The organism is Bacillus sp. PSXD-155, assembly GCF_049310765.1.
GTDB lineage: Bacteria > Bacillota > Bacilli > Bacillales > Bacillaceae_G > Bacillus_A > Bacillus_A cereus.
Map to the genome: position 1 here is coordinate 38,192 of NZ_JBMOWC010000013.1, position 12,054 is coordinate 50,245.

The following is a 12,054-nucleotide window of genomic DNA, read 5'->3' on the forward strand; positions in this document are numbered from 1 at the left end:
TAAAAATAGAAAGTGGGGAAAAAAGTATGAAATCTCTGTATGCAATTGATGTAGGAATTGGCTTTACCAAAAGGGCATATCGACAGGATGTAGATTCTGAGATGACGGTCAAGAGTGAAGCTTCCACACTAGCCCCTGTACCTAATCATGCTGAAAGTGAAGATTTAACAAAGGTAAGTTTTATAGACTTAGACTTTGCATACTACATGGGAAATGAAGCACATCAATCTGACGCTTCATTTCTTCCTCCATTTGACGAAGAAATAGAAAATTATTATGAAAGCGAACGATTTAAACAACAAATATTTGGTTGCATTGCAAAGGATTATAAAGAAAATGTCGTGTTACCTCTAGTTGTTACCGGGCTTCCCATCACTTGTTTTGGTAGTCAGCATGAGCAATTACAACGTGCACTAAAAAAAGAAACTTCCGTGCAAATTGATGGAAAATTTATTAATATTACGGTGGAAAATGCTTTGATTCTTCAGCAACCGGTCGCTTTACATGCCTATTTCTTAAAAGAGGGAATCATTCAGGAACGAGATCGCATCTTAATTATTGATGGTGGATTTCGTACATTAGAAATGACAGATATGAAACAGAATCTCATTTTAAATCATTATGAGACGGAACTAGGATGTAGCAAGCCTTTGAAAAATATTAAGAATATCGTGCAGAATCATGAGGGTGAAAGTAATCAATTGCATATTAACGACATGCCAAACATATTAGAAAAAGGATATGAATGTCGAGAAGAAAATCATGAGACAAGTCAGGTTCATACTTTGATTCAAAAAGAGTTGGATGCACACTTCCAAGACGTCATGCGTGTATTACAAGAACAATTTAAGTTAGAACAGTATGATACTATTATTTGGACAGGAGGAATAGTAGATCTCCACAAAAAAAGAATTGAAAAAATGCAAGGTGAAATTTCTTCTTTCCGTATGGTAGACGCTTCGAAAGAGGCTGCACTTCATGGATACTACATTATTGGGAGTCAAGTATTTGAGGACATCACCAATCAATCTGCATATGAATCCAAATTATAATAACGACTGAAATGGAGTTCGTTTAATAGACGTGCCAAATTATGTAGCTTCTTTTCCACATATAATAAATTCTTTATAAGAAAAGATAAAAAGTGCTTGTATAGAGGAAATGTTTAAAATTGAGAATAAAAATAACTAATATATAGGGGGTCTTACTTTTAAAAGAATAAGACCTCCTATGTCATTTATTTTGTAATTTAGATGATTTAAAAACTTTTCCTCCAATACATGAATACCTACATACAAATTTCATATTACGGATATGATTCGATCAAACATAAAACTATTTAGAAAGGAAGAATAATATGGAATGCATAGAAATGACGAAATGGAGTTGGTATCATGTGAAAACTAGTGAGCTTGAAAAACTTTCTTCTATAATCCCTCGTGATGTAACATCTTATTTCTCTCAATTTGTAAAAAAGATAAGTTCTCCTTGTGAAAATGGATTATATGTTTATACGTTATCACCAAGTCAAACTTGTGTATATGGTTCGTTTTTATATGATCAAGATAAAAAGGATGCCAAAATTCAAAAATTTCTTCATTATTTCGTAGCTCATGGAATACTGATAACAGTTCAGGAAAAAGAGGAAGAGGATTTCCAAAAATTAACACATAATTTCCCTATGGGTACAAAAAATTGTAACAGTTCCGCTGAAGGATTATGTGCTATCTTATCAATGTTTATATCTCACTATTTGCGAAAGGTTGACTACTTTGAAAACAATTTCAGAAATGTATTATGGGATTTTTATCATCATAATAACATAGCAGTTTTAGAAAGGATTTATCATATTCGTCATGAATTATTTATGAACACACATGTGTTTCGCTTAATACAGGAAGTGTTACAAGGCCTAAAAGAAGCTTGGTTAGAAAAACTAACAAACACACTTTGTTATAAACAAACACACGTAAAATTAGAGCGTGGATTACAACTTGTTAAAGAGTACCAAGAAGAATTAGACACGATGATTCATTTACAAGAAGTTGTTTCTTCTCATCGTGGGAATGAAATTATGAAAGCTCTTACTGTATTAACTGCTGTGAGTACGCCTTTGACAGCCTTAGGAGCATTATGGGGTATGAATTTTAAATATATGCCTGAACTAGAATGGAAATATAGCTATTTAATTGCTCTCTTATTTATTATTTTCACAACAGGGGGGATGTATATGTATATGCGATTCAAAGGATGGACAGGTGACTTATTACGAGTAAAGAAAAAGAAATCGTTTTTTAAATCTAATTAATCCTGTTTATAAAAAATATGATAGATATTAATCTAGATATATGGTTTGTAATATTTATTAATTGAGGTAGTGCCATATCCTCATCAAGTTAAAGTTTTGATGTCCCCGCAATGATAAAAATGGTGAATATTTATATGAAAGATTAGAGCTCTCCTTCTTGTAGGAGGGCTCTAATCTTTGTTTAAAAACTATATCATATACATGGGGGCAGACTCATCGTCTGAAAATTGTCCGGATTCAATTTAGAATATGTCAAAAGAGAACTTGCGATTAAAAACAAGCTCTCTTTAAAAGAAATAACGTAATTGAGATACTTATATATTAACAATTGTTTTCTTCTAATTCCATATGTCATATGTTGAGAAATAAATTATAAATGGATTGATAAAGCTAAAATGAATGATTGACATAATATTTTGACGATAATATAATGAATCTCGAATTCAAGATAACTTGTAAAGGATTGGTAATTATGAGCGTGATTAACGATGAGAGCTTATCTTTAAAGTTATTTGTTATATTATCAAGGGCAGTACAGTCAATTACTAAGCGTATTGAAGAGGATATAAAAAGTTATGGACTTAATCCAACTGAATTTGCAGTGCTTGAGCTACTGTATAGTAAAGGCGATCAGCCTATACAAAAAATTGGAGACAAAATATTACTTGCAAGTAGTAGTATCACGTATGTAGTGGATAAGTTGGAAAAGAAGAGGTTCTTAATACGAAAACCATGTCCTAAAGACCGCCGTGTCACGTATGCGTCAATTACTTCAGAAGGTATTGAACTAATGGATAATATTTTTCCTCAGCATAAAGAGACGATTCAGCAAATATTTGGTGGTTTGGACTATATTGAGAAAAAAATGATAATCGAAAAGTTGAAAAAATTAGGGTATTATGCACTAGAACTATAAATCTTTAGAAATATATCTCGAATTAGTAATGTCCTAATTAAATATAATTTAAATAAATAGGAGGAAAAATTAATAAATGGTAGTAAATTTATTATAATACAAAATGAATAAAACGTGTAATTTCAATCGGTATAATATGAAATAAAGTTGTTATGTTAACGTATACATATCGTCCTTTAAATTATAAATCTTTCATAAAGCGGAGAGTGGGTATCAAGAATGGAATTACGTCATTTAGAGTATTTTATTCAAGTTTGTAATAATAATAGTTTCACTAAAGCTGCGGAAGTTCTAGGTATTTCACAGCCGACTTTAAGTCAACAAATACGAGTTTTAGAAGGTGAACTTGATACACCCTTGTTTCATCGAGTTGGAAGAGGTATCAAAATGACAGAAGCGGGTAAGCTGCTATTTGATAAAGGAAAATTTATCATGCAACAATTTGATGACGTTTATAATGAAATTTTTGAATTAAAGGGTGTAAAAAGAGGTGTGATTACTATAGGAGGTCTATTAGAGGATCTCACTTATTTAACACCTTATATTATGAAGTTTCAACAACATTATCCTAACATTGTAGTAAAGATTATAGAATCCGAAGTTGCTGTAAATCAAATCGTTGACAAAAATATTGATTTCGGGATTACACGTAGTGCTCAAATTCCAGACACATTAACAAACACCCTTTTGTATAGTGAAGAGCTCGTCCTTGTCATTCCAAAAAATCATCCTTTGAATGAAAAATCATTTGTTTCTTTTCGAGAATTAGTAGGGATCAGTAGAGTAATGGTTTCATGTAGTTGTCGTGAATCTATTAAGATATATTGTGAGAGTTTAGGGTTATCTTTATCTGAAGCAAATATAGAAACAAAATCTTCTATTTCTCTATTGAGCCTTGTATACAATGGACATGGGGTTGCCATAATACCTCTTTCACTGGTTAACTTTGTTAATAATGATACTTTGAGCATAGTTCGTATTACTGATCCAACACCAAGTCAAGATATTAATCTTATACACTTTGATGATAAATTTTTAAGTTTTGCAGCACGCATCTTTATGCAGAAGTTAAATGATTCTCAAAAAGTATCAGTGTAATAGAAATAATAATGATTCTAGTGTAACAATTGAAAAAATTAAAATCTATATTAAAGTCAAAGGACAGTGGGGTTATATGTGTGGTGTAGTCGATCAAAAAGGGGGATACCATTGACTTTTAATTAAGGAAAAAAGGACAGACTTTGCAAGGAGAGAAGGCTATCAAAAACAAGTTAAGTTAATCAATCAATTCTTTGGTCTTATCGCATAGTAACAGATTCCATATGGGGATATACACTGCTATTTTGAATCTACATATCCTTATTGTAGAAAGAAAACCACCGGCATTATACCGGTGGTTTTGATTTAGAAAGCAAAGCAAGTACAACCAATCCCCCATTTAGTTCCATCTTTTCCTATTACGGTATGAGTGTGTTGATGGAGAGGGTTACTACAACTATGTAACTTGTTATCATGGGAATCGTGAGAAAGTATAGTGTTTGCTAGGTTAGCACCACCATAACCATAAACGCCCGTCGGTGACCAATCAGGTGATGCTGGCGGCAATTCAGGTGATAAATTTTTAAATTCATCATTTCCATAAACAACCTGCCCACCCATAATGGTAAGTAATGATTCAAGGTCTTTGATTTCTTCTTCTGGCACAGTAAAGTAGTCAGCAGACAATACAGCAATATCAGCAAACTGACCTACTGCAAGGGTTCCCTTTTTACCTTCATCACCAGAGAACCACGCACTTCCTTTTGAATATAATTCCAGGGCTACTTTTCTATCAAGTTTATTTTTTTCATCGTATATGGAAAGACCACCAATGGTTTTTCCGGCAACCATCCAGTAAAGAGCGACCCAAGGGTTATAGCTGGAAACCCTTGTTGCATCACTACCGGCGCCAACAGGTATACCAAGATCTAACATACGATAAATCGGAGGAGTATGCTTTGCAGCTTCCTTTCCGTATAAGTCAACAAAGTATTCACCTTGAAAAGCCATGCGGTCTTGGATGGCAATACCGCCATTTAAAGCCTTAACACGTTCCATACTACGATCTGAGATTGTTTCTGCATGATCAAACCACCAGCGTAGCCCATTAAAAGGAATTTCTCTGTTAACTTCCTCAAATACATTTAAGAAACGTGTGATTGACTCGTCATAAGTTGCATGTAAACGGAATGGCCAACGGTTTTCCACCAATAGAGAAATTACTTTCTTTAAGTCGGCTTCCATTACTGTAGCTAGTTCGGGCCGTGGCATTTGAAATTTTTCAAAATCGGCTGCCGAGAATACTAACATTTCTCCGGCACCATTCATTTTATACTTATCATTTCCTTGACCAGGAGAAACAATTTTTGCCCATGAAGCAAAGTCTTCATATTCATGATTAGGATTTTGCGTAAATAGATTATAAGCAATACGCAAAGTTAATTGTTCCTTCTCGGCTAAATGTTCAACAACTTTGTAGTCATCAGGGTAATTTTGGAAACCACCACCTGCGTCGATGGCGCTTGTAATACCTAATCTATTTAATTCACGCATAAAATGGCGAGTGGAGTTAATCTGGTCGTCAAGATTAAGTACTGGAGCTTTACCCAAACTTGAATAAAGAATAGAAGCGTTAGGGTTAGCAATTAAAAGGCCCGTTGGATTACCTCTTTTATCCCGCTGAATTAAACAGCCTGGAGGGTCTGGGGTATCTTTCGTGTATCCCAGTGCACGTAGCCCTGCACGATTTACAAGTGCTCTATCGTAAAGATGTAGCACAAAGACAGGCGTGTCTTCAGAAACAGCATTAATCTCTTCTAATGTTGGCATCCGTCTCTCTTTAAATTGAAATTCAGACCAACCTCCAACTACTCTTACCCACTGAGGAGCAGGTGTACGCCTTGCCTGTTCTTTGAGCATTTCTAGAGCAATAAAAAGTGATGGCACGCCTTCCCAACGTAATTCCATATTATAATGCAGACCACCACGAATAACGTGTATATGAGAGTCATTCAGGCCTGGAATAGCTCTCTTTCTTTTTAGGTCTATTTTTTTGTTTTTTCCGTGGCACTATTAAGAATCTCATCTCCACCTACTGCAGTGACTAAACCATCAGTTATGGCGATAGCAGATACCTCAGGCTGAGAAGGGTCAAGGGTAGTAATTTTTCCGTTATATAAGATCATATCCGGTAAATTCATGTTCACACCTCGTCTACTTTCTATTATTTTGTAACCATGGATGAAATAATTTACCGAAAATCGGCATGACTACCCATGATAGCAAGGACACTATACATACAGAAACAAAAAAAGCTGACATAATAGGATTCATATGTTTTATAATAGGTCCTATCACTTTAGGAACTAACATGCTAAGAGGCCATACACCCAGAAGGGTAACGATAGACATTTTCCATTTTGGAGGTGGAACTGGCGTTTTCGGAGTAACAAACCAATAAGCCAAACTGCTTTCAGTTTTGTAAGTTGGATTATTGGCTTGAAATTGCTCGGCCGTTTTTAACAAATCCCGGCGAACATCTGATTCTTGCCAAGCACGTAGATGCTCATACGTATCAAAGCGAAAAATAACAGTATACTCTCTGGATTCGTTACTTGGGACTATTAGATTTACACCTAAATGTCCTGGAAATTTAGTAGCCGCAGCCTCAATTTCATGTCTCCATGTTTCAAACTGTTTTTCTCTACCTTCTTGAATTTCCCATGTAACAATCGTTGTTACTGGATTGCCAGCATCCATCGTGTTCCCTGTATAAGTCTCTTCGACAGCTACTCCTTCTTGTTTCATATTTTCCTGCTTGGAAGCGCGCCATGCACCATAGTATATGCGTATTCTACACCTTGACCATAAGCACCAGTGTGTTCCTTTACAATCTCCATTACAGCATCATAAGTGTCTTTGTGTGCCCAGTCACGTTGGTATTCAAGTAAAACTTGAATTGCTGTCACTGGAATTGCACCAGCTTGTTCTACACGACGCATAGCAGCGTTATGTGCTGTCAAACTAGTACCACCTGAAGCATCATCAACTGCATACACCTCATAGCCAGCTTTAATTGCTTCAAGCACAGGGAATGCAAGGCAAACTTCAGTCCAAAGTGCTGCAAATATTAATTTCTTTCTACCGGTTGCTTTAACTGCCTCAACAAATTTCGGATCTTCCCAAGAATTCATTGAACTACGTTCTATAATTTCATGGTTTGGGAATATATCAAGAATTTGTGGCCAAAAATAACCAGAAAAGCTGCGTGTTTCAACTGTAGTAAGAATAGTAGGTACGTTAAAAGTTTTTGCTGATTTAGCAAGCAGCATAACGTTATTAATCAATGTTTGTCTATCAATACTTGCAACTCCAAAAGTCATTTGAGGTTGAAAATCAATTAAAATTAATGCACTGTTCTCCGGATTTAACAATTCTAAATTACTCATAATAAACAGCTCCTTTTGTAATTGTTTAAAATTAATATTATTGAAAAAATATATTTTCTGTTAATTAAACCTGTAATCGTAAAAATAAAATATTTGCTATACCTTTTAATTTAAAAGAGAGTGCTGATTTAATCAGCACTAAATGTATACTATCTAGTTTTTTGAAAGAAAAGCTATTATGCATTTTGTTTACTAAGATCTCGCTGCGCGCCCATATAGCTTCCAATTATATTTTGATAGCCTGGAAGATTGCTAGCAAGCAAATTGCCAAAACCTTCGACATCGTTGCGCCAATCGCGTTGTAATTCGCAAGCTACGCTAAACCAGTTCATAAGTTGCACACCACTATGTGCCATACGAGTATTTGCAGCATCTGCAACTTGTTTACTGAAAGTTCCTGAAGCATCAGTAACAGCAAATACTTCATATCCAGCTTTTATAGCGGAAAGTGCAGGGAAAGCAACACAAACGTCCGTAACTACGCCCGCGATGATAAGTTGCTTTTTTCCAGTTTCTTCGATTGCTTTTACGAAATCATCATTATCCCATGCGTTAATTTGTCCAGGTCGAGCTATTTTTGGTGCATGAGGAAAGAGATCAACCAATTCTTGCATTAAAGGTCCGTTAGGTCCGTTTTCAAAACTTGTTGTTAAAATAACTGGTAAATCAAAAAACTTAGCAGTATGAGCAAGAGCTAAAACATTGTTCTTGAATTCATCAACACCATAGTCACGTACTAGTCCGGACATAAGACCAGTTTGATGATCTACTAAAAGAACGACAGCATCATCTTTGTTAATACGAGAATAGAGATCAGTCATTATGTATTCCTCCTAAAAATTAAGTAATCGAAGAAAGTTTAAATAGTCGAATACTATCATAAGTTTCTTCGTTTATAACTAAGCTGACCAATAATATTGGTCATAGCAGCATTCACAGAACATGAAGTGCTATACAAATTTATAGTATTTGAAAACTGATTCATTAATCAATTCTAAATTATCTATAATTTGTATAGGTCGTAACTATAGTTGTTTTCACTATAAAATAGATTGGTTTTACCTATACATCCTATAGATAGAACAATATTGATAGTCACCTATTTTTGTTATTACAATTGAATATAAGTAATGTTCAGTAATTATTTTATGATGAAAAAGGTATTAGAGGGGGGATTGTTCCAAAAGGAGAAAATGAATGCATTGGAACAATAGAGTTTCATACTTAGAGTTCACAACATAAACGTGCATAAATAGATTGTGAGATTCATCCGGATTATTGAAGAAAAGGATACATATTAGAATACTTTTTGGAGGTAGAAGCATGGCTAAAATTACTGTGGGAACCGAAAATCAAGCACCAATTGAGATATATTATGAGGATCATGGCACAGGAAAACCAGTTGTACTAATTCATGGTTGGCCGTTAAGTGGTCGATCTTGGGAATACCAAGTTCCAGCTCTTGTTGAGGCTGGATACAGAGTTATAACGTATGATCGTCGAGGGTTTGGAAAATCATCTCAGCCGTGGGAAGGGTATGAATATGATACCTTTACTTCTGATTTACATCAACTATTAGAACATTTAGAGCTTCAAAATGTCACACTTGTTGGTTTTTCTATGGGTGGAGGCGAGGTAGCCCGGTACATTAGTACGTATGGAACAGATCGTATTGAAAAGGCTGTTTTTGCTGGAGCAGTTCCTCCATATTTATACAAATCAGAGGAACATCCTGAAGGGGCATTAGATGATGCTACAATTGAAGCATTCAAAAGTGGTGTGATAAATGACCGCCTTGCATTTCTTGATGAATTTACTAAGGGATTTTTCGCGGTTGGTAATCGAACAGATTTAGTTAGTGAACCATTCCGTTTATATAATTGGGATATTGCAGCCGGTGCATCACCTAAAGGAACGCTTGATTGTATTACCGCCTTTAGTAAGACAGATTTTAGAAAAGATTTGGAGAAGTTTAATATACCTACTCTTATTATTCATGGTGACTCTGATGCAACTGTACCTTTTGAATTAAGTGGAAAACGTACATATGATGCCATTCCTGGTAGTAAACTCGCTTTAATACAGGGCGGTCCTCATGGGTTAAACGCAACTCATGCTAAAGAATTTAATGAAGCACTCCTATTATTTTTAAAGGACTGATTACAACTATATAATTGTTAATTGATAAATTATAAACAAGTAAAAAATAAAGCTTTATAAAAGATGCTCTTGGATAAATCCAGGAGCATCTTTTTAAATGGTAATATTGAGATGTTAGGTTGATAAATCTCCATTAATTTTGGATTGAATATTCTTCTTAACAGCTAAAATGTATTGATTAGAGTTTTTTAGATTTCTTAGAAGTATTGTTATATTACTATCAAGATAATATTTTGAATAATCCTCAAAACAAAGAAATGTACATTTTTTTGAGGAAGAAATATCTTGTCAGAAAACAATAAAATCTTATTAATTTTTATAATTGGTAGAATTTTTATGGAAATAATTCTCTTAATATATTAAAATAACATCGTATTATGTCAGATTTTAATTAGGGGAGAGAAATTTTATGTTGAAAAAAATCATTCCAGTTGCTTTAGCATTAAGTACAGTTACTTTTACTAGTGTATTTGCTGCGCCTTCAATCCAAGCGAGTACAGAACAAAACCGCTACATAGATGTACAAATGCTCGGTATTAACGATTTTCATGGGCAACTAGACACTGTAAAAAAAATTAACAATAAAGATGCAGGGGGAATTGAGTACTTAGGGGCTTATTTACGTGATCGTGAAAAACAAAATCCAAATACATTAAAGGTACATGCTGGAGATGTTGTTGGAGCAAGTACTCCTGTTTCAGCATTATTACAAGACGAACCTACAATTGAATTTCTAAATGATTTGAAATTCGATGTTGGAACGATAGGAAATCATGAATTTGATGAAGGTGTTGAGGAAATGCATCGCCTTATTTATGGTGGATACCATGAGAAAACAGGTAATTTTAAAGGAGCAAAATTCCCATATGTTGCTGCAAATTTCTATAATAAATCCACCGGGCGTCTATTTTTACCACCATTCACTATAAAAAAGGTACAAGGAGTTCCGGTTGGCTTTATTGGAGTCGTAACAACGGATGTTCCTAACCTTGTTATGCCTACTATGCTAAAGAATGTAGAAATTACAGATGAAGTTGAAGCTATTAACAAATCCGTAAAGCAATTAAAAAAACTAGGCGTTAAATCTATCGTTGTTCTTGCACATAACGGAGGTACAACAGATGGGAACGGAGTAACAAATGGTGATATCGTCCGATTAGCAAATGAGACTGATCCGGAAGTCGATGTTATTTTTGGTGGGCATAGCCACACTTATGTAAATGGAACTGTTAATAATAAACTTGTCGTACAAGCAAATTCATATGGTATGGCTTTTGCTGATGTTGATGTAAAGATTGATCGTAAGACACAAGATATTGTTGAGAAAAAAGCAGAAATTGTTACAACTTACCATGAAGGCATGGAGCCTGATAAAAAAATAAAGAAGAAGATGGAGAAATATCAAGCAAAAATCGCACCTCTTGTTAATGAAGTTGTAGGTAAGTCTATTGCTCCACTAGATCGCAAACTCAATACGGCTGGTGAATCTACTCTGGGAAATTTGGTTGCTGATGCCCAGCGTGCAACAATGCAATCCCAAATTGCACTTATGAATCCTGGTGGTATTCGTAATGACTTAGATGCTGGTGATATTACATGGGGAGAGATATATGGTATTCAACCATTCGGAAATCAATTAATAAAAGTAAATTTAACAGGTCAAGACATTCGTGATATTTTAAATCAACAATGGCAAAAAGATATAACAAGAATGCTTCAAATTTCAGGGATCCAATACACTTGGGATGCGAACAAGCCTAATGGAGAAAAAGTAACAAGTATTCGCTTAACAAATGGAGAAGAAATTACTCCATCTAAAACTTACAGCGTCGTTGCTAACGCATTTCTAGCTTCAGGTGGAGATGGATTTGTATCCTTTAAAAACGGTAAAGATGCTGAAACAGGACCAACTGATTTTGAAGCATTAGTAGATTATATAAAAAAATCAAAAGAACCAATTCAGTCTATTATTGATGGAAGAATTCAAAAAATAAATTAGTCTTTTATTAATCTCAAAAACAACTAGATTATCTGTGCGCTATACTTTTTAGTGTACAGGTAATCTATTTTTTTGATTTGAAATAGTCTAACCGTGGCCAATGCGTATACTGTCTAGATGCAGAGTGCCGAAAAAAATGAAGTGAACAAAAAATAACCCCTAAATTAACTCTATGATAAAGAGA

General features: G+C 34.5%; 9 protein-coding genes and 1 pseudogene. 6 read left to right on the plus strand and 4 right to left on the minus strand.

The features are described from left to right. Positions 1 to 26: 26 nt before the first annotated feature. The 4 genes from ACO6VI_RS16040 to ACO6VI_RS16055 all read left to right on the plus strand — a co-directional run bounded on the left by ACO6VI_RS16040 (position 27) and on the right by ACO6VI_RS16055 (position 4,322). Positions 27 to 1,052, plus strand: coding sequence for a ParM/StbA family protein (locus tag ACO6VI_RS16040; RefSeq protein ID WP_063547836.1), 1,026 nt, complete (start codon positions 27 to 29; stop codon positions 1,050 to 1,052). Positions 1,053 to 1,357: 305 nt separating this feature from the next. Continuing rightward, positions 1,358 to 2,308: a magnesium transporter CorA family protein gene (locus ACO6VI_RS16045; RefSeq protein WP_063547834.1), complete on the plus strand. Its 951-nt coding sequence runs from the start codon at positions 1,358 to 1,360 to the stop codon at positions 2,306 to 2,308. A gap of 472 nt (positions 2,309 to 2,780) precedes the next feature. Continuing rightward, complete coding sequence (locus ACO6VI_RS16050) at positions 2,781 to 3,224, plus strand: MarR family winged helix-turn-helix transcriptional regulator (RefSeq protein ID WP_422423637.1); 444 nt, start codon at positions 2,781 to 2,783, stop codon at positions 3,222 to 3,224. 219 nt (positions 3,225 to 3,443) lie between these two features. Beyond that, a complete protein-coding gene (locus ACO6VI_RS16055; protein WP_023522386.1) occupies positions 3,444 to 4,322 on the plus strand; it encodes a LysR family transcriptional regulator in 879 nt (292 codons plus the stop codon). Positions 4,323 to 4,628: 306 nt separating this feature from the next. Here the strand turns inward: ACO6VI_RS16055 and ACO6VI_RS16060 are convergent. From ACO6VI_RS16060 to ycaC, 4 genes and pseudogenes are all read right to left on the minus strand, one after another. Then, positions 4,629 to 6,463, minus strand: a pseudogene (locus ACO6VI_RS16060) (amidohydrolase). A gap of 13 nt (positions 6,464 to 6,476) precedes the next feature. Continuing rightward, positions 6,477 to 7,070: an antibiotic biosynthesis monooxygenase gene (locus ACO6VI_RS16065; RefSeq protein ID WP_023522383.1), complete on the minus strand. Its 594-nt coding sequence runs from the start codon at positions 7,068 to 7,070 to the stop codon at positions 6,477 to 6,479. Continuing rightward, on the minus strand, positions 7,067 to 7,711 hold the full coding sequence (locus ACO6VI_RS16070) for a hydrolase (protein WP_000067162.1): 645 nt from the start codon (positions 7,709 to 7,711) through the stop codon (positions 7,067 to 7,069). The genes ACO6VI_RS16065 and ACO6VI_RS16070 overlap by 4 nt, the downstream gene beginning before the upstream one ends. A 176-nt stretch (positions 7,712 to 7,887) precedes the next feature. After that, on the minus strand, positions 7,888 to 8,532 hold the full coding sequence (gene ycaC / locus ACO6VI_RS16075; protein WP_000131213.1) for an isochorismate family cysteine hydrolase YcaC: 645 nt from the start codon (positions 8,530 to 8,532) through the stop codon (positions 7,888 to 7,890). Between the two features lie 502 nt (positions 8,533 to 9,034). On the opposite strand from ycaC, the gene ACO6VI_RS16080 reads away from it, so the two are divergent. Together ACO6VI_RS16080 and ACO6VI_RS16085 are read left to right on the plus strand one after the other, a co-directional pair. Then, positions 9,035 to 9,871: a bromoperoxidase gene (locus ACO6VI_RS16080; protein WP_063547830.1), complete on the plus strand. Its 837-nt coding sequence runs from the start codon at positions 9,035 to 9,037 to the stop codon at positions 9,869 to 9,871. Positions 9,872 to 10,280: 409 nt separating this feature from the next. After that, positions 10,281 to 11,870 carry a bifunctional metallophosphatase/5'-nucleotidase gene (locus ACO6VI_RS16085; RefSeq protein WP_063547828.1) on the plus strand — a complete coding sequence of 530 codons (1,590 nt, stop codon included), beginning with the start codon at positions 10,281 to 10,283 and terminating at the stop codon, positions 11,868 to 11,870. Positions 11,871 to 12,054: the final 184 nt, after the last annotated feature.